This window comes from Streptomyces pacificus (assembly GCF_011766325.1).
GTDB classification, from domain to species: Bacteria; Actinomycetota; Actinomycetes; order Streptomycetales; family Streptomycetaceae; genus Streptomyces; species Streptomyces pacificus.
This window is the reverse complement of record NZ_BLLG01000017.1, coordinates 101,682-121,656: the sequence shown is the minus strand read 5'-3', so window position 1 is coordinate 121,656 and position 19,975 is coordinate 101,682. Positions and strand designations below refer to the sequence as shown.

Sequence of the window (19,975 nt, the reverse complement as noted above, 5' to 3'; positions counted from 1 at the left end):
ACCCGATGAGTAACAGTCAGAGAAGATGGGGCAGGGACGGCAAAGGCCGACTTAGGTGAGGCTAACCGAATGCTCGGCACCGGGTCAACGCGTGGATGCCGTCGGCCGGAACGGGCATGGGGGACCTCGGCCCACCACCACGACCAGCCCGCTTAAGATAGCCTCACCTAACTGATCGACCATCTTCGCGGAGGTGCCGGATGCCCGTGGAGGGACCGATGAAGGAAGGTCCGACGGGGGGCCGCGTCCTCCGCGACACGATCGGACACCAGCGCCGCCGCATCGCCGGGGCCTCGCTCCTCGGCATGGCGCACCAGGGCTGCGAGGCCCTGGTCCCCGTCGTCATCGGCATGATCATCGACCGTGCCGTGGCCACCGGCGACGCCGGCTCGCTCCTGCGCTGGCTGCTCGTCCTCGCCGTCCTCTTCCTCGTCCTGTCCACGTGCTACCGCGCCGCCGCCCGCATCGCCGACGGCACCGGCGAGCTCGCCGCGCACGAGTGGCGCCTTGCCGTCGGCACCCGCGTGCTGGACCCCCGCGGCGGCGCCGACACCGGCCGGCTCCCCGGCGCGCTGACGGCTGTGGCAACGGGTGACGCCACCCGCGTCGGAGCCGTCGCGGCAGCCGTGCCGTACGCGGTGTCCGCGCTCGCCGGCCTGACCGTCAGCGCGGTCATGCTGCTCCGGGTCTCGGTACCGCTGGGCCTGCTCATCCTGCTCGGCGTCCCGCCCCTGCTCTGGCTGGGCCACCGGATCAGCCAACCGCTCGAACAGCGCAGCGAGATCGAGCAGGAACGCGCCGCACACGCCTCCGGTGTCGCCGCCGACCTCGTCGCGGGCCTGCGGGTCCTCAAGGGCATGGGAGCGGAGGCGACCGCCGTCTCCCGCTACCGGCGCACCAGCCAGGACTCCCTGGCGGCCGCGCTGCGGGCCGCCAGGAGCCGAGCCTGGCACGACGGCGCGATCCTCGCCCTCACGGGAATCTTCATCGCGGTCATCGGACTCGCGGCTGCCCACCTCGCCATGAGCGGAGCGATCAGCGTCGGCGAACTGGTGGCCGCCGTCGGACTCGCCCAGTACCTGCTCGGTCCCTTCCAGCTGCTCACCTACGTCAACGGCGAGTTCGCGCTGGGCCGCGCCTCCGCCGACCGGATCGCCGACGTGCTGGCTTCGGCGCCCGCCGTGCCGGCAGGCGAGGCGGCACCCGCGAGCCCGGTGGCCGGGAGGATCCGGCTGCGCGGGCTCGGACACGGCGCGCTGAGCGGCGTCGACCTCGACATCGCCCCGGGCTCCGTCGTCGGCGTCGTCGCGAAGGATCCGGCGGTGGCCCACGACCTCCTGCTCTGCCTCGGCCGCGAACTCGACCCGGCCGAGGGCGCCGTCGAACTCGACGGCGTCCCCCTGACCGCACTGGATCCGGTCAGCGCCCGCCGGGCGATCCTGGTCGCCCACCACGACGCCGACCTGTTCGAGAGCAGCCTGCTCGACAACGTGAGGGCCGGCGCGGACGCGGAGGAGGCCGACCTCGTCCCTGCCCTGTCCGCGGCGACGGCCGATGAGGTCGCCCACGCCCTGCCCCACGGCACGGCCACCGTGCTCACCGAGCGCGGCCGCTCCCTCTCCGGAGGCCAGCGCCAGCGCGTGGCGCTGGCCCGGGCGCTCGCCGCCGACCCCCCGGTGCTCGTGGTCCACGACCCGACCACCGCCGTCGACACCGTCACCGAGACCCGCATCGCGGCCCGGCTGCGCCGGCTCCGGGACGGCCGTACCACGATCCTGGTCACCACCAGCCCGGCGCTGCTCGCCGCGACCGACCGCGTGGTGCTGTTCGACGGCGGCACGGTGGCGGCCGAAGGCCGCCACCCCGAACTCGTCTGCGCACACGAGGCGTACCGCTCGGCGGTGCTGGCATGACGGACGCGAAGTCCGGCCGCCCGGCCGGCGACGGCCCCGACGCGAACCGCGAAGGACGCGATATGAGCAGCGGAACCCCCGCGGGCAGAACCGGTGACGAGTACGCCGACCGAGAGCTGCTGCCCACCGCGACCGGCGCCCAGACGCTCGCCGCCGTCGGCTCGCTGCTGCGCGGGCACCGGCTCCTGACCGCGCTCGCGTTCACCGTACTCGTCACCGGGACGGGCATCGGCCTGTTGACCGCCCCGCTGCTCGGACGCATCGTCGACCTGGTGGTCGCGCACCGCGGCACCGGCGCGCTGACCGTGCCGATGGTGCTGCTCGTCGCGGTCGCCGTGACCCGGGGCGCGGCGACCGCGATCGGCCACTCGCTCGTGGCCCGCCTCGGCGAGACCGTCCTTGCGGACCTGCGCGAGCGGTTCGTCGGACGGGCGCTGCGTCTTCCCCTCGGCCGCGTCGAACAGGCCGGGTCGGGCGACCTGACCTCCCGGGTGACCGGCGATGTCACCGTGATCGCCAAGGCCGTGCGGGTGGCCCTGCCCGAGTTCGCCGCCGCGCTTCTCACCATCGTGCTGACACTGGCCGGCCTCGCCGTCCTGGACTGGCGCTTCCTGGCCGCCGTGCTGCTGGCCGTGCCGGTGCACATCCTGACGGTCCGCTGGTACATCCCGCGTGCCGCCTCCGTGTACGCCAGGCACCGGGTGGCGGGCGGCGCCCTCCAGCACCAGCTCCTCGACAGCATCGGCGGCGTCCGCACCGTACGCGCGTTCCGGCTGACCGACGTCCACGCACAGGCAGTGCAACAGCGGTCCCAGGAGGCCGTCGGCCTCGCACTGCGCGGGATCCGGCTGGTCTCCGGCTTCTTCTCCCGCCTCAACGCGGGTGAGTTCATCGGGCTGGCGGCGGTCATGGTGACGGGCTTCCTCCTGGTGGACGACGGCTCGGTGAGCATCGGCACGGCGACCGCGGCGGCCCTGTACTTCCACAGCCTCTTCAACCCCATCAACGCCGCGCTCTTCCTCATCGACGACGCCCAGTCCGCAGGCGCGAGTCTGGCCCGTCTCGTGGGCGTGTCGAGCCTGCCGGAAGAGCACGAGGCCGCTCCCGGGCACGGCACTGCTCCGGCGGACGGCTCGGTCAGGGTCTCGGCACTGCGCCACGCCTACGTCGACGGCCACCCGGTCCTCAGCGATGTGGACCTGGAGGTCCGAAGCGGCGAGCGGGTGGCGCTGGTGGGCGCGAGCGGCGCCGGGAAGACCACCCTCGCGAAGCTGATCGCCGGCGTCCACGAAGCCACCGGCGGTGCGATCGCCATCGGCGGGATCGACACCCGGGACCTCGGTCCGGCGGGCGTCCGGCGCGCTGTGACCCTGATCAGCCAGGAGGTGCACGTGTTCGCCGGCCCCCTGGCCGAGGATCTGCGGCTGGCCCGGCCGCGGGCCACGGACGAAGAGCTGCGCGCGGCACTGGCCGGGGTGGACGCGCTCGACTGGGTGGAGGCGCTGCCCGACGGGCTCGCCACCGTGGTGGGCGACGGCGGCCACCGGCTGACGGTGACGCAGACCCAGCATCTGGCCCTGGCGCGCCTTGTCCTGGCGGACCCGCCGATCGCCATCCTGGACGAGGCCACCGCCGACGCCGGCAGTGCCGGTGCCCGCGTCCTGGAGTCGGCCGCGGTCCGCGCCCTGGAGGGCCGTACCGGCCTGATGGTGGCACACCGCCTCCCCCAGGCCGCCACCGCCGACCGCGTCGTCGTTTTCGACGGCGGCCGGGTCGTGGAGATGGGCACGCACGAGGAACTGGTCGCCGCCGGCGGCCGGTATGCCGCGCTGTGGGCGGCCTGGTCCGACAGCCGGCGCGCACCGTCGCTCCCCGCGCAGCGCCCGCCCGGGGACCGTCCGGCCGAGCACTGACGCACGACCGGTGGCGGGAGGGCAGGCGGGCGCGAGAGGGGCCCGCGCCGCCTGGCGGCCGGTGCCCGGCGCCCGGGCGCCGGCGCGGCGGGAAGACCGCCGCGACCGCCACCGGGGCGGGCGCCGGCTGCGCCCCCGGAAGGGCGCATCGGAGCCGGGTGTCCGTCCTCGATACCCGTACGCGCTTTCCACGGTGCCGTGTCGAGCCCGTGGAACGCGGCCGTCCGCAGAGAGGCCTCTCTGCGGACGGCCGTGTGTGTCCGGCGTCGCGGGCAGGGTCAGCCCTGGCGGGCCACCAGGCTCGCGGGGCGCAGATCGGTCCAGTTCGACTCGACGTAGGACAGGCACGCCTCGCGGGTGTCCTCGCCGAAGGCGGTCCGCCAGCCGGCGGGAACTTCGGCGAAGGACGGCCACAGCGAGTGCTGGCCCTCTTCGTTGACCAGCACCAGGAAGCGGCCCTGCGGGTCCTCGAACGGGTTGGTGCTCATGCGTTGTCACTCCTCGTGGACGTTGCGGTGAACAGCTCGGAGAGCGGCTGCTCGGGGTCGGCCGCTGCGGTGCGCAGCAGGGTCTGCAGTTCTTCGGCGAGCTGCCGGGCCTTGGCCGGGCCGAGCAGGGCGTGTGCGTAGACGAGTTCGCAGTGCACCGGGCCCTCGCCCTGCGGCTCGTAGAAGCTGAGGGTCAGCTCCGCCCGCGCGGTGCCGGTCGGCACGGCGTGGAAGGTTCCCACTCCGCCCTCCAACTGCCCCAGATCCGCCTGCTCATGGTGGATCACCATGACCTGGGGGCCCCGCGGGGGCAGTCCGGTCGCCCGGACGACCGCGTCGAACGGCACGTCCTGCCGGTCGAGCGCACTGAGCGTGGTCTCGCGTACCCGGGTCAGCAGCTCCGTGAAGGCCGGGTCACCGGCCGTGTCGGTGCGCAGCACCACGGTGTTGAGGAAGCAGCCGACCAGGTCGGCCAGCTGGTCGTCCCCGCGACCGGCGACCATCGTGGCGATGGGCAGGTCGGTGCCGGCGCCGTGGGCGGTGAGCAGGGCCGCGAGGGCGGAGTGGAGCACCATGAACATGCTGGTGCCGGTCTCCCGGGCCAGTTCGCCCACGGCCGCGTGCAGCTGCTCGTCCAGGACGAAGCCCACACAGCCGCCGCCCTCGGCGGCGCGGCTCGGGCCGTCCGTCGGGAGCGCCAGCTCCACCGGGGCGTCCTGCAGTGTCCGCCGCCAGTACGCGAGCTGCCGGCCGCCCCGGCTCTCCGGGTCGGCGAGGTCGCCCAGCGCCCCGTGCGCCCAGCGGGTGTAGTCGGCGTACGTCACCGGCAGGGGCTCCCACCCGGGCGCCCGGCCGTCCCTGCGCGCCGCGTATGCCGTGGTCAGGTCACGGAGCAGCGGGACCACCGACCATTCGTCCACGGCCAGGTAGACCGAGGTCACCAGCAGCGCCTGGTGACCGGCCGGGTCTGTCAGCAGGGTCGCCCGCAGCGGGGCCTCCCGCTCCGGGTCCGGGTGCAGCCGGGCGAGTTCCGCCAGACGGGAGTCCAGGTCCGCACACCGGTCGCGCGCGAGAGCCGGGGCCTCGACCGGCCGCTGGTGCAGCGTGCCGTCGCATTCGGTGAACGCCGTGCGCAGCGGCTCGTGGCGGGCCACCACATCGGCGAGGGCGGCGGTGAGCGCGGCGGCGTCGAGGCCGCCGTCCGGTGCCCGCAGGACCAGCGCATGGTCGAAGCCGGGGGCACGGCGGTGGGACTCCCACTGCCGGCGCTGGACCGGCGCGGCCGGCAGCGGGCCGCCCCCCGCGCCTTCGGAGGGCCGCAGCGCCGGGCGGGCCGGGCGGGCTGCCGCCGCGCCCTCCAGCTTGCCCGCCAGAGCGGCCACCGTCAGCGCGTCGAAGACATCCCGGATGCTCAGCTCGACGCCGAACTCGGCGCGGATGCGGCCCAGGAGCCGCATCGAGGCCATCGAGTGGCCGCCGAGGGCGAAGAAGTTGTCGTGGACGCCCACGGTGTCGAGCTTGAGGATCTCGCGGAACAGGGCCGCCAGGCGGGCCTGCGTCTCGGTGGCCGGTCGCGCGTCGCCGGCCATCGCCGACCAGTCCGGCGCGGGCAGCGCCTTGCGGTCCAGTTTGCCGTTGGGTGTGAGCGGCAGCGGGCCGTCCAGTGCCACGACGAGCGCCGGGACCATGTACGCGGGCAGCAGCCCGGCCATGTGGGCGCGCAGCTCCTGCGGATCGGGCTCCCCGCGCTCCGGTGCCGCATAGCCGATCAGGCGCACGATGTCGCCGTCCCGGTCGGGCAGTACGGCGGCCTGGGCGACCGAGGGGTGTGCGGCGAGTGCCGCCTCGATCTCGCCGAGTTCGATGCGGATGCCGCGGATCTTGACCTGGGTGTCGACCCGGCCGAGGAAGTCGAGGTTGCCGTCCGCGCACCAGCGGGCGCGGTCGCCTGTGCGGTACATGCGGCTGCCGGGCGGGCCGTACGGGTCGGCGACGAACCGCTCCGAGGTGAGTCCGGCCTTGCCGAGGTAGCCGCGCGCGAGGCCGCGTCCGGAGACGAAGAGTTCGCCCACCACGCCGGGCGGGACCGGACGAAGGCGGTCGTCCAGGACGTAGCAGCGCGTGTTGGGGTCGGGTCTGCCGATGGGGACCCGGCCGCCGGGCCGGCCGCCGTGCTCGCGCGCGGCCCACAGCGTGGAGTTGACCGTGGCCTCGGTGAGCCCGTATGCGCAGATGAGGTTGACCGTGGCGCCGAAGCGCTCGAACAGGTCCGGCGGCACCGTCTCCGTGCCGACGAGGACCGTGGCGCCCTCGGGCAGCTCGCAGCCCGGCGGCAGCGCCGACACCAGCGACGGCGGCAGGATCATATGGGTGATGCGCTGGTCCGCGAGGAAGTCGCTGAGGGCGGGGCCGGCGACCCGGGCCTCGTCGGTGATCAGGACGAGCCGTCCGCCGTGGCACAGGGCCATCGACAGCTCGAAGGCGAACACGTCGAAGCCGATCGAGGCGAACTGCAGGACCCGGCTGTCCGGTTGCAGGCCCATCCGGTCCACGGCGGTGGCGACGAGGCTGGCGATGCCCTCGTGCGGTACGACGACGCCCTTGGGGCGTCCCGTGGAACCGGATGTGTAGATCACGTAGGCGGCCTGGTCCAGGCCGATCGGTCCGCCGCCGACGGCGGTCTGCGGGGGACCGTCCGGTTCGGCGGCCACGGAGGGCTCGTCGAGCAGCAGCACCCGGGCGCCCGTCACGTCCGGGATCTTCCCGGCGACGGACTCGGTGCCGACCACGAGGGCCGCCCCCGAGTCCTCGATAATGTAGCGGAGCCGGTCGGCGGGGTGGGCCAGGTCGAGCGGCAGGAACGCGGCGCCGAGCTTGAGCACGGCGAGCACCGTGGCGACCATGTCGGCGGAGCGGGGCACGGCCACGCCGACCACGCTCTCGCGGCCGACGCCCCGCACGGCGAGCAGCCGGGCGACGCGGTCGGAGCGCTCGTCCAGCTCCCGGTACGTCACCGAGCGCGAGCGGTCCACGACGGCGACCGCTCGGGGCCGCTCGGCGAGCCGCCGGGCGAACATCGCCGGCAGGGTCTCCTCGTCGACCGGGCGCGGGGCGCCGTTGAACGTCTCCAGGACCAGGTGACGCTCGTCGGCGGTGAGGATCTCGGCCTGCGAGACGGGTCGCTCCGGGGCGGCGGCGAGGGCCGCGACGAGCGCGCGGAGCCGGTCGCCGATCCACTCGGCGGTCTCGTGGTCGAACAGTTCGGTGGCGAACTCCAGCCGGCAGACCAGGGAGCCCGCGGCGCCGTCGGCGTCCGTGTGCTCGGTGAAGCTGAACACCAGGTCGAACTTGGCCGAGCGGATGCGGAACGGCACGTACTCCACCCGGAGCCCGCCCGGTGCGAATGTGTCACCGGTACGGGCGTGATAGCCGACCATCACCTGGAACAGCGGGTTCCGGGAGAGCGACCGGGTCGGGTTGAGCTTCTCCACGACGGCCTCGAACGGCACGTCCGCGTGGGAGAAGGCTGCCAGGCCGGTCTCACGGACCCGGGTCAGCAGTTCGGTGAAGCTCGGGTCTCCGCTCAGGTCCGTGCGGAGCACCAGGGTGTTGACGAAGAAGCCCACCAGGTCCTCGAGCGCCTCATCGCCCCGGCCCGCGATGGGCGAGCCGAGGGGGATGTCCGTGCCCGCGCCCATGCGGTGCAGCAGGGCGGCCACGGCCGCGTGCACCACCATGAACATGCTGGCACCGGTCTTCCGGGCGAGCCGCTTCAGCCCGTCGTGGACATCGGCGCCGAAGTCGATGTCCAGCTCGGCTCCGGAGAAGGCGGGGCGGGCGGGACGGGGCCGGTCGGTGGGCAGTTCGAGCTCTTCGGGGGCGCCGGCGAGGGCCGACTGCCAGTAGTCCAGCTGCCGCGCGGCCAGGCTGCCCGCATCGCCCGGATCGCCGAGCAGCCGCTGCTGCCAGAGGACGTAGTCGGCGTACTGGACGGCCGGCGGCTCCCAGTCCGGGGCGCTGCCGTGCGAGAGGCGGGCTTCGTACGCGGTGCCCAGATCGCGCAGGAACGGGCGGTCGGACCACTCGTCGGTGGTGATGTGGTGCAGCAGCAGGATGACGACGTGGTCGTCGGGTGCGACCTCCACGATGGTGGCGCGCAGGGGGAGTTCGGCGGCGAGGTCGAAGGTCCGGCCGGTCTCGGCGTCGACGATGCCGGGCACTTCGTCCTCGGTGGCGCGGACGAGTCCGACCGCCGGCCGGGCCTGCCATGCCGGCAGGACCCGCTGGAACGCCTGGCCGTCGCGCTCGGCGAAGACCGTGCGCAGGGCCTCGTGACGGGCTGTGACATCGGCGAGCGCAGTCGTCCACGCCTCGACGTCCAGCGCTCCGCGCAGCCGCATGACCAGCGGGAAGTTGTACGCGGCTGAGGCGCGATCGAGCTGCTGGACGACCCAGAGCCGCCGCTGGGCGTGGGAAAGCGGCAGCTCTTCGGGGCGCTCGCCCGCGGTCAGCGCCGGGCGGGCGGGGCCGCCGGGGCGGGAGGCGCGTTCCACCAGCTCCGCGGCCGTCGGCGCCTCGAACAGGTCGCGGATGGCCAGTTCGGCGTCGAGCGCGGTGCGGGCGCGGCCGACCAGGCGGGTGGCGAGCAGCGAGTGGCCGCCGAGCTCGAAGAAGTCGCTGTCGATGCCGACGCTGCCCTCGGGCAGGCCGAGGACCTCGGCGAAGAGGGCGCAGAGGACCTCTTCCCGCGGCGTGCGCGGCGCGCGGCCCGGGCCCGTGCCGCCGAAGTCGGGGACGGGCAGCGCCCTGACATCGAGCTTTCCGTTGACGGTCAGCGGCAGCGTGTCCACGGCGACGAGTGCGGAGGGGACCATGTAGTCCGGCAGGCCGGCCTTCAGATGGTCGCGCAGCCGCTGAAGCATCTCCTGCCCCGCCTCGGCGCCGTCCTCCGCCACGAGGTAGCCGGCCAGGCGCCTGGTTCCGGCGGCCTCGTTCACGACCACGGTCGCGTGCGCGACCTCGGGGTGCGTGGACAGGGCCGCGGCGATCTCGCCGAGCTCGACCCGGTAGCCGCGGATCTTGACCTGGTCGTCGGTGCGGCCGAGGAAGTCGAGCAGGCCGCCGGGTCGCCGGCGTACGAGGTCGCCGGTGCGGTACATCCGCTCGCCCGGCTCGCCGAAGGGGTCCGCGACGAACCGCTCGGCGCTCAGGCCGGGCCGGCCGTGGTAGCCGCGGGCCAGGCCGGTGCCGGCGATGTACAGCTCGCCGGGGCAGCCCGGCGGGACGGGGCGCAGCATCGCGTCGAGGACGTAGGCGCGGGTGTTGCGGATGGGCAGACCGACCGTGGAGGTGGCGCTGTCCGTCGTCGAACCGCCGAGCGTGTTGATCGTGTACTCGGTCGGCCCGTAGAGGTTGTAGCCGTAGGTGCCGTCGGTGCGGCTCAGCTTCGTCCACACCGTCTCGGACACCGCCTCGCCGCCGAGCAGGACCAGTGCGGGGCGGTGCTTGCCCGCCGCCTTGTCGTGGTCGAGCAGGCCCTCCTCGATGAGGAGCTGGGCGTACGTCGGCGTCACATTGACCACGTCGACCCGGTGCCGGTCGCAGTAGGCGACCAGGGCCTCGGCGTCGCGGCGCAGTTCCTCGTCGCAGATGTGCACCTCGTGGCCCTCGACGAGCCAGAGCAGTTCCTCCCAGGACATGTCGAAGGCGAAGGACACGGTGTGCGCGATGCGCAGTCGCCGTCCGCCGGCCGAGGCGATGGCCGGGTCGAAGATCTCCTTCTGGTGGTTGAGCTGCATGTTCGTCAGTCCCCGGTAGGGGGTGACGACGCCCTTGGGCCTGCCTGTGGAGCCGGAGGTGTAGATGATGTACGCCGGGTGCTCCAGCCGGTCCGCCCGGTCGCGGGCGAACGCGGGCCGCTCGGCATCGGTGACCTCACCGCCGGGGAGCGCCGCCAGTTCGGCGGCCACGGCCTCCTCGTCCAGGAGGAGTTCGGGCGCTGCGGGGCCGTTCTCGCCGCGAAGGCCCGGGGCGACGGCGGTCGTGGACAGCAGGCAGAGCGGCCGGGTGTCCTCGACCATCAGCCGCAGCCGGCCGGCCGGGTGGTCGAGGTCCAGGGGCAGGTAGGCGGCACCCGTCCGCAGCACGGCGAACAGCGCGGCGACCATGTCGATGGAGCGCGGCAGCGCCAGGGCGACGGCCTTCTCCGGTCCGGCGCCCCGGGCGAGGAGGAGCCGGGCGATCCGGTTGATCCGCGTGTCGAGTTCGGCGTAGGTGAGGGCGCGCTCGCCGAAGACCAGAGCCACGGCCTCCGGGCTGCGTGCCGCCTGGGCGGCCAGCATGTCCGCGACGGTCTCGTTCGGCACCGGCTCCCGGCTGCCCGCCCAGTCGGCGGCGAGGGACTCCCGCTCGCCGGGCAGCAGCAGGTCCAGGGTGCCGACCCGGGTCGTGAGGTCGCCGATGAGCCGTTCCACCAGGGTGCCGAAGCGGTCCAGCGCGGCCTCGGCCTGCTCGTCGTTCACGAGGTCGGGCCGGTACTCCAGCTTGGCCCGGACCGTCTCCGCCGGGTTGACGATCAGCGTCATCGGGTAGTGGGTGGCATCCACGCTGCCCACCCCGGTGATGCCGTGGCGCTCGGTGAGCTGCCGGAAGGCGCCTTCGTCGGCGAAGTTCTGCAGGACGTACAGGGTGTCGAAGAGCGTCGGATGGCCGCCGGCGTGCTGGAGTTCGGCGAGGCCGAGGTACTCGTGGTCCATCACGGCCGCGCGCTCGGTCTGGATGCGGCGCAGCAGGTCCCCGACCGGCTCGGCGGGGTCGAGGGTGATCCGCTGGGGCACGGTGTTGAGGAACATGCCGATCGTCGTGTCGACGCGGGGCACGTCCGCCGGGCGTCCGGCGACGGTGGCGCCGAACACCACGTCGTCCCGGCCCACGGTGGAGGACAGGACAAGCGCCCACGCGGCGCAGAGCACGGCGTTGACGGTCAGTCCGTGCTCTCGCGCGGACGAGCGCAGCCGCTCGCTGAGGGCGCGTCCGAGGTCGAGGGTGCGGCGGCGCGGGATCGTCGGCTCGTCGCCGCGCTCGCGGGCGACGAGGGTCGGCTCGTCGAGCCCGGCGAGGGCGCCGCGCCACGTCTCGCGGGCCGCGTCGGGGTCCCGGCCGGCGAGCCAGCCCAGGTAGTCGCGGTAGCTGCCCGGTTCGGACAGGTGGCTGTCGTCGCCGGACGCCGCGTACAGCCCGAGGAGTTCGTCCAGGAAAAGGGACTGGGACCAGCCATCCCATGCGACCAGGTGATGGCTGAGCATCAGACGGTCGGCGGTGCCGGTGAGCCGGATCAGGGTGAGCCGGAACAGCGGCGGCGCGGCCAGGTCGAACCGCTGCCGCCGGTCGGTGTCGGATATCGCGGCGAGCCGGGCCTGCCGCTCGGTCTCGCCCAGCCCGGTCAGGTCGATCTCGGTCACCGGCGGGGGCAGTTCGCCGGCCGGGCACACGAACTGGACCGGCTCCGGCAGGCCGTCGCCGGTGATGCCGGCGCACAGGCTCGGGTGCCGGCGCAGCAGGGTCGCACAGGCGGCGCGCAGCCGCTGGGCGTCGAGCCGGTGGTCGAAGTCGAAGGTGTCCTGGGCGGTGTAGACGTCCAGTGCGGTCGTGTCGTAGCTGGCGTGGAAGTAGAGGCCTTCCTGGAGTGGCGACAGCGGCCAGATGTCGGCCACCGGCGCCGGGCTGACCCGCTCGACCAGCTCGATGTCGGCCTGGGTGAGGGCGACCAGCGGCACGTCCGAGGGCGTGAGGGAGCGGCGGGCGCCGGGCGCGGCGGTCCGGGCGACGAGTTCGCGCAGGGCGTCGGCCCAGGCGCGGCCCAAGTCGTGGACGTCGTTCTCGGTCAGTACGGTGCCGTCCGGCCAGGTCCAGGTGGCGCGCAGTTCGGGGCCGTCCGGGGTCTCCGCGCACACCGCGTTGATCTGGAGCGGGTACGGCAGGGCCAGGTCGGCGTCGGGGCCGAGGGACAGCGCGTCCGATTCGGCGGCCGGGGCCCAGTCGGCGGCCTGGCCGGCGGGCAGCCGGCCGAGGTAGTTGAACAGCACCTGGGCGGTGGACAACCGGGCGAAGACCGGGGCGAGCTGCGGGTTGAGGTACCGCAGCATCCCGTATCCGGCGCCGGAGTCGGGTGCGGAGCGGACCGACTCCTTGACCTGCTTCAGCGCGTCGAGCGGGTCCTCGGCTGCGGGCAGGCGGACCGGGTGGAGGCTGGTGAACCAGCCCACCGTGCGGGAGAGGTCGGCGTCGGTGACGCCGTCGCGGCCGTGGCGCTCCAGATCCACGAGCAGGTCGCCGTCCTGCCCCGGGCGCCGGCGCGACACGGCAAGGCGCAGTGCGGTGAGCAGCACCTCGGTGACATCGGCGCCGGCCGCGGCGGGCACGGTGGTGAGCAGCGCCCGGGTCTCGTCGGTGGGCAGGGTGACGACGTGCTCCCGCGCTGCGCCGGCGGTACCCGTGCGGGTGGCTCCGGGGACGAGCTCGGCCCCCGGCGCGAGGGTCTCGGCCCAGTAGGGGAGTTCGGCCTGGCGCCGCGGGGAGGTGGCCTGTTCGGCGACCTCGCGGGCGAACCCGCGCAGGGAGGTCGGCACCGGTTCCAGGGCCGGGCGCTCACCCCGTGCGACGGCGTCCCACGCGGCGGCGAGGTCGCCGAGGAGGACGCGCCAGGACACGCCGTCCATGACGAGGTGGTGGACGACGAGCAGCAGGCGGCCGGGCTGCTCGGCACCGGCGTCGAACCACACCGCCTGCACCGTCGCGCCGCTGTCGGGGTCGAGGCGGTTGGCGGCCGCGTCGGACTCCTCGCCGATGACCGCTCGCAGTGCGGTGCCGTCCGTCGCGCGTACGTCGACACGGCGGAGCAGCGGGGCGGCGTCGACCGTGCCGGGGGCGGAGGTCTGTGCGGACCACAGGGCGGGAATGGCGGGCCCCAGGTCCATGCGGGTGAGGGTCAGGCGCAGGCCGTCGTGGTGGTCGAGTACCGCCTGGAGGACACCGGTCAGCTTCTCGGCGTCCGCGGTGGCGGGAACCTGGAGCAGCATCGAGAGGTTGAAGCGGCCGATGGTGCCGCCGTCCTCGCGGAGCTGGTGGACGATCGGGAGCAGCGGCACGTCGCCTACGCCGCCGGCGTCGGCGACCGGGGCCGGGGCGGGGTCCGCGCCGGTGACGGCGGCGGCCAGGGCGGCCGGGGTGCGGTGCTCGAAGACCTCGCGCGGGGTCACCGCCAGGCCCGCCTTGCGGGCGCGGCCGGAGAGCGCCATGGACAGGATGCTGTCGCCGCCGAGCACGAAGAAGTCCTCGTCGGCCTCGACGGTGTCGAGGCCGAGGACCTCCGCGAAGATCGCGCACAGCCGGTGCTCATGGCCCTCGCGAGCACCCCCGCCATGCCTTCTGCGGACCTCGGGGGCCGGAAGGGTCTTGTGGTCCACCTTGCCTCCGGGGGTGAGGGGCAGTGCGTCCAGCCGGACGAAGTGGCTGGGCACCATGGGCGCGGGCACGAGGTCGCTCAGCGCGGCGCGTACCGCGTCGGTGTCCATGTCGGCGCCGGCGGCCGGGACCAGGTAGGCCACCAGCTGCTTGACTCCGCGCTCGTCGTCGCGGGCCACGACCGCGACGTCGCCGACGGCCGGCAGCTCGCGCAGCCGTGCTTCGATCTCGGCGGGTTCCACCCGGTTGCCCCTGATCTTGACCTGGTGGTCGGTGCGCCCGAGGTAGGTGAGCACACCGTCTCCACTGAACCGGACCATGTCTCCGGTGCGGTACATCCGCTCTCCCGGACCGCCGAACGGATCGGCGACGAAGCGCTCCGCGGTCAGTGCGGTGCGTCCGTGATAGCCGCGGGCGAGTTGTCCGCCCGCGATGTAGAGCTCGCCCGGCTCGCCCTCCGCGACGGGGCGGAGGTGGCGGTCGAGGACGTACAGGCGGGTGTTCCACACCGGGCGCCCGATGGGCACGGTGCCGCTCTCCTCAGCGGTGCCGCCCGCCTGCCAGCCGGTGACCTGGATGACGGCCTCGGTCGGGCCGTACAGGTTGAACAGCGGCACGCCGGTGCGCTCCCGCCAGCGGCGGGCCAGCGGCACGGGCAGGGCCTCGCCGCCGCTGAAGGCGCGGCGCACGGTGGTCCACCACTCCCCCGCCTCGTCCTCGGCGAGCAGCGCTGCGTAGAGGGAGGGCACGAGGTCGATGCCCGTGACCCCCTCGCGGCGGATCAGCTCGGCGAGGTACGCGGGGTCCCGGTGGCCGTCCGGCCGGGCGATCACGACGGTGCCGCCGGTCAGCAGCGGGGCGAAGATCTCCAGGACGGACGGGTCGAAGCCGGTGGAGTACTGGTGCAGGACCCGCTCGTCGGGGCCGTAGCCGAAGCGGTCGGCGGTCCAGGCGAGCTGGGCGACCACGCCGCGATGGGGCACGACGACGCCCTTGGGCCGGCCGGTGGATCCGGAGGTGTACATCACGTATGCGGCGCCGTCCGGGTGGACGGGCACGGAGGCGGGCGGCGCCCCGGGAACGGCCGCTTCGCCGACCGCGACGTACGCGACGCCGTCGAGGGCGGGCAGCCGGGTCCGGGACGCGGCGGTGACGATGACGGTCCGCGCCCCGGAGTCGGTGAGCAGATGGCGCACCCGGTCGGCAGGGTGGTCGGTGTCGACCGGCAGATAGGCCGCGCCCGCCTTGAGCACGCCGAGCAGCGCGACGAGCGTCTCGGCGGACCGGGGCACGGCGACGGCGACGACGGACTCGGGCGTGACGCCCTCGCCGAGCAGCCGGTGCGCCAGGGCCTCGGCGCGCGCGTCCAGTTCGGCGTACGTGGTCCGGCCGGCCTCGTGGGCCAGCGCGGTCGCGTCGGGGGTGCGGCGGGCCTGCCGGGCGAAGGCGGCGTGGAGCGTGTCGTCGGGCAGCTCGTGCGCGTGGTGCGGGCCGGTCAGCCGGTCGAGGGCCGCGCGCTCCTCGTCGGCGGTGAGGAGAGGCAGCCGGGCGACCGGGCGGAGCGGGTCGGTCACGATCCGGCCGAGCAGGCTCCGCAGCCGGTCCGCGAACCGCCGCGCTGCCGCGTCGTCGAGGCGGGCCGGGTCGTGCTCCAGGCGCAGCCGGAGCCGTTCGCCGGGCAGGACGGTGAGCGCCAGCGGGTAGTGGACGGCGTCGCGGATGTGCGAGGCGGTGACGCGGACCTGTCCCGCCGGGTCGGACGGCTCACCCGCGTCGGGCAGGTTCTCCACGACGGCGAACGCCTCGAACAGGTCACCGCGCCCCATCATGCGCTGGATCTCGGCGAGCCCCACGTGCTGGTGGTCCAGCAGCTCCGCCTGCTCGTCCTGGAAGCGGGTGAGGACGTCCACGAGCGACTGCTCGGGCTGCCACCGCAGGCGGGCCGGGAGCGTGTTGATGAGGAGGCCGACCAGCGTCTCGACTCCCTCGACGGCGGCCTGGCGGCCGGAGACCGTGTTGCCGAAGACCACGTCCCGCGAGCCGGTGAGGTCGCCGAGGAGGAGCCCGAAGCCGCCCTGGACGACGCTGCCGAGCGTCAGCCCCAGCCTACGGGTGCCGGCGGCGAGAGCTGCCGTGTCGGCCTCGGACAGCTCGGCGGTGACCGTGCCGGTGGCCTCTGCGGCGGTGTCCGCGGTGCGTACGGGAAGCCGGGCGGGTCCGTCGAAGCCGGCGAGGGCGTCGCTCCAGGCGCCGAGCGCGGAGTCCCGGTCGCGGGCGGCGAGGCAGCCCGCGTACGCGCGGTATGTCGGGTCCTCGTCGGGGCGGGACGTTTCACCGCCCGGACGGTAGCCGCTCAGGAGTTCCCGCATGAGCAGGGACAGCGACCAGCCGTCCACCAGGATGTGATGCAGCGTCAGTACCAGCTGCGACCGCTCGGCGCCGTAGCGGACGAGCGCGGCCCGAAGCAGAGGCGGGACGCCGAGGTCGAACCCGGCAGCCCGCTCCTGCGCCGCGACCTCGCCGGCGGCAGCGGCCTGCCGCCCGGCGTCCAGAGCGGACAGGTCGGCGTAGCGCCAGGGCAGCTCGGCCCGCTCGCCGATCAGCTGGACGATCCGGCCGTCGGGGAGCTGCTGGAAGGCGGCGCGAAGCAGCGGGTGGCGGTCGAGCAGGTGCTGGACGGCGGCCCCAAGGGCCTCGGGGTCGACGTCGCCTTCGAGTTCGACGGTGTCCTGTACCGCATAGCCGTCGGCACCGCCCTGGTCGACGACCGCGTGGAAGTAGAAGCCCTCCTGGAGCGGTGTGGCCGGAAGCACATCGGCGAGCTCGGGAACGGCCGCGGCGCACTCGGCGCGCTCGGCCTCGCTGAGAGTGACCAGCGAGAAGGGGGCGGGGAGTTCCCGTGAGGCGTTCGTGCCGTCCCCGTCCCCGTCCCCGGAGAGGCGGGCGAGAGCCGAGACCGTGCGGTGCCGGAAGACATCGCGCGGGGTGATGCCGAGTCCGGCCTCGCGGGCGCGGTTGACGAGCTGGATGGCGACGATGCTGTCGCCACCCAGCTCGAAGAAGCCGTCGTGGACGCCGACCGAGGGCAGCCCGAGCACCTCGGCGAAGAGCGCGGCGAGAGCCGTCTCGGCGGATGTGGCGGGCGCGTCGCCGCCGGCCGGGGCGGTCCACCGCGGCGGCGGCAGGGCGCGGCGGTCCAGCTTTCCGTTGGGGGTGAGCGGAAGCGGTCCGTCGAGGCGGACGACGGCGGACGGGACCATGGAGTCGGGCAGGCCGCCGGCGATCCGGGCCCGCGCGTCCGCGACGGCGGTGTCCGGGTCCACTCCGGTCTCGGTGACCAGGTAGGCGACGAGGCGCTTGACGTTCCGGTGGTCCTCGCGGACGAGGACGGCGGCCTGGGCGATGCCGGGGCAGGCCATGAAGGCGCTCTCGATCTCGCCGGGCTCGATGCGGTGGCCGCGGATCTTGATCTGGCCGTCGGCGCGGCCGAGGAACTCCAGGTTGCCGTCGGCGGTCCAGCGGACGCGGTCGCCGGTGCGGTACATGCGCGCGCCGGCCTCGTCGGCGAACGGGTCGGCGACGAAGCGCCCTGAGGTGAGACCCGGTCGGCCGAGGTAGCCGCGTGCGAGGCCGCGGCCGCCGACGTACAGCTCGCCCTCGGTGCCCACCGGCACGGGGCGCAGGGAGGCGTCGAGGACATAGGTGCGGGTGTTGGGGTCCGGCTCGCCGATGGGCGCGGGGCCGGGCCGGTCGGGATCGCAGACCCATAGCGTGGAGTTGACGGTCGCCTCGGTGAGGCCGTAGGCGACGACGACCCGGAGGCGTCCGGCCCAGCGGGCGATGAGCTCACCGGGCACGGCCTCCGTGCCGACGATCAGCACGGATCCGCCGGGAAGTTCGCAGTCCTGCGGCAACGCCGAGACGAGCGACGGCGGCAGGATCATATGGGTGGCGCGGTGCCGGGCGATGTAGTCGGTGAGGGCCGGTCCCGCGACGCGCCGCTCGGCGGGTACGACGATGATCCGGCCGCCGACGCACAGCGACATGACCAGGTCCCAGACCGTCACGTCGAAGCCGACGGAGGCGAACTGGACGACACCGCTGCCGGGCGTGATGCCGATGCGGTCGGTCGCGGTGGCGATGAGACTGCCGACGCCGTCGTGCGACACCACGACGCCCTTCGGGCGGCCGGTGGAGCCCGAGGTGTAGATGACGTAGGCCGCCTGGTCCAGGGCGACGGGCACGCCCGGGTCGCAGGCGCCGGACGCGGCGAGCTCGGCCACGACGGACGGCTCGTCCACCAGCAGGTGCCCGGTGCCGGGAACGTCCGGCAGGCCGGCGGAGAACGCGCGCGTCGTGATCACCGTACGGGCGCCGGCGTCGGCCAGCATGTAGGCGATGCGGTCCTGCGGGTGGTCGGCGTCCAGCGGGAGGTACGCGGCGCCCGCCTTCATCACGGCGAGCAGCGAGACGACGAGTTCGGGCGAGCGCGGAAGTGCGACACCGACGACGTGTTCGGCGCCGATGCCACGCGAGATGAGCAGCCGCGCGAGCCGGTTGGCGGCCGCGTTCAGCTCCGTGTACGTGAGCTCCCGGTCCTCGCACACGAGGGCCGCGGATTGCGGCGTGCGGAGCACCTGCCGCTCGAAGGCGGCGGGCCAGGACACCCCGGGTACCTCACGAGGTGCCGTGCCGAACTCGCCCAGGAGCTGCGCGCGTTCCTGGGAGGATGTCATTTCGATGCGGCCGAGGGGCTGGTCGGCCGCGTGGGCGAAGGCGTCGAGGAGGAGGCCGAAGCGGCGCTGGTGGCCGGCGAGCGCCTCCTCGTCGCACACGTCCGCGTCGGCGTCGAACAGGATCCGCACGGCGTCGCGTCCCGACTCGGCGACGGTGACGGCCAGGTCGCTCACCGGGCCCAGCCACTGGGGCCGGAGGTCGGAGTCGAGGTCGCCGAAGAGCAACCGGCCGGTGCCGGGCAGGATGTTGACCGCGGGTCCGACGAGTTCAGCCACGCCTTCGGTCAGGCCCAGGTCCCTGGCCAGGTCCTCGGCGCGGTAGCGCCCGTGCTCGAGCGTTTCGGCGATCCGGTCCCGTACCTGCGCCATGAGTTCCGCCGGGGTCATGGCCCCGTCGACGCGCAACCGGAGCGGCAGGATGTTGGACACCATACCGGGCACGTCGCGGACCGCCGGGTCCTGCCGGGTGGTGACGGGCAGCCCGAGGAGGACGTCCCGCGCACCCGTCACACGGTGCACATAGGCGGCCACGGCCGCCACCAGCAGCCGGGACATCCGTACGCCGGCACCCGCCGCGGCCGTGCGCAGCCGTGCGGTGTCCCGCCCGGAGAGCTCCGTGGTGCGCCGGTGGCGGCGGGATGTCAGCGTCGAGGAGCGTTCGACGAGGCGGACCGGCTCGGGCCGGTCGGCGAACCGGGCGAGCCAGTACGCCCGGTCGGCGGCGCGCTGCTCCGACTCGCGGTAGAGCCGCTCGGAGTCCAGCAGGCGCGTGACGGACCAGTCGGCCTCGCCGGCCGCCTCACCGGCGGTGTAGATCTCACCGGCCCTGCGGGAGAGCAGCGCGATGCCCACCCCGTCGATGACCACGTGGTGGTAGCGCTGGTGCCACAGGACCCGGTCGTCCGCGAGCCGCAGCAGGGTCTGGGCGAAGAGGGGACCATGCTCCGCGAGCCCGGTCGCGCGGGTACGGTCCTCCTCGATCCGGTCCCGGGCGGCGTCCTCGGGGTCGGGTGCGTCGCGGAGATCGAGGAGGGGGACGTCGACCGGGAACCGCGCCGGCCACCGGCGCGGGACCCCGTTCTCGACAGCGAAGCGCATATGCAGGCAGTCGGCCTCCTCCGTCGCCTGGCGGATGGCCGCGACAAGGCGGTCGAGGTCGGCGTCCCCGCGCAGTTCCAGGGTGAACGAGAGGCTGAAGGCCGAGCTGTCCGGCTCGATCTGCTGGGCAAGCCAGATGCCGGATTGCCCGCCGGTCACTGGCGTCCCGGCAGCGGAGGTCGGGGCCGACTCGGCGTCAAACATCGTTCGTGAGGCCTTTCCCTGACGTGGTGCTGAGGGGAGGTGGTTTCTGCACCGCGGTGGTGGGCGGCGGCAGGATCCTGTCGACGGCGTACGGGGCTTCTTCGTCCGGGCGCAGGCCGGGCGCGGTGCGGCGCGGCGCGGTGCGGGTGCGCCCGGCCGGT

At 74.2% G+C, this 19,975-nt stretch carries 4 protein-coding genes; 2 read left to right on the top strand and 2 right to left on the bottom strand.

All coding sequences use genetic code 11. The annotated features are described in order from the left end of the window. Window positions 1–218: 218 nt before the first annotated feature. A complete protein-coding gene (locus SCWH03_RS22790) occupies window positions 219–1,913 on the top strand; it encodes an ABC transporter ATP-binding protein (protein ID WP_216854787.1) in 1,695 nt (564 codons plus the stop codon). Between the two features lie 62 nt (window positions 1,914–1,975). Continuing rightward, window positions 1,976–3,826, top strand: coding sequence for an ABC transporter ATP-binding protein (locus SCWH03_RS22785; RefSeq protein ID WP_173266177.1), 1,851 nt, complete (start codon window positions 1,976–1,978; stop codon window positions 3,824–3,826). Between the two features lie 278 nt (window positions 3,827–4,104). Here SCWH03_RS22785 and SCWH03_RS22780 read toward each other — a convergent pair whose 3' ends face one another. Together SCWH03_RS22780 and SCWH03_RS22775 are read right to left on the bottom strand one after the other, a co-directional pair. Next, entirely contained in the window at window positions 4,105–4,314 is a 210-nt protein-coding gene (locus SCWH03_RS22780; RefSeq protein WP_173266160.1) for an MbtH family protein, read from the bottom strand. After that, window positions 4,311–19,814, bottom strand: a complete 15,504-nt coding sequence (locus tag SCWH03_RS22775) for a non-ribosomal peptide synthetase (protein WP_173266159.1) — start codon at window positions 19,812–19,814, stop codon at window positions 4,311–4,313. The genes SCWH03_RS22780 and SCWH03_RS22775 overlap by 4 nt, the downstream gene beginning before the upstream one ends. Window positions 19,815–19,975: the final 161 nt, after the last annotated feature.

Bases quoted from the DNA above. Each gene is read 5' to 3' on its own strand.
- SCWH03_RS22790 (WP_216854787.1), top strand. From the start codon at position 219: ATGAAGGAAGGTCCGACGGGGGGCCGCGTCCTCCGCGACACGATCGGA.
- SCWH03_RS22780 (WP_173266160.1), bottom strand. From the start codon at position 4,314: ATGAGCACCAACCCGTTCGAGGACCCGCAGGGCCGCTTCCTGGTGCTG.
- SCWH03_RS22785 (WP_173266177.1), top strand. From the start codon at position 1,976: ATGAGCAGCGGAACCCCCGCGGGCAGAACCGGTGACGAGTACGCCGAC.
- SCWH03_RS22775 (WP_173266159.1), bottom strand. From the start codon at position 19,814: ATGTTTGACGCCGAGTCGGCCCCGACCTCCGCTGCCGGGACGCCAGTG.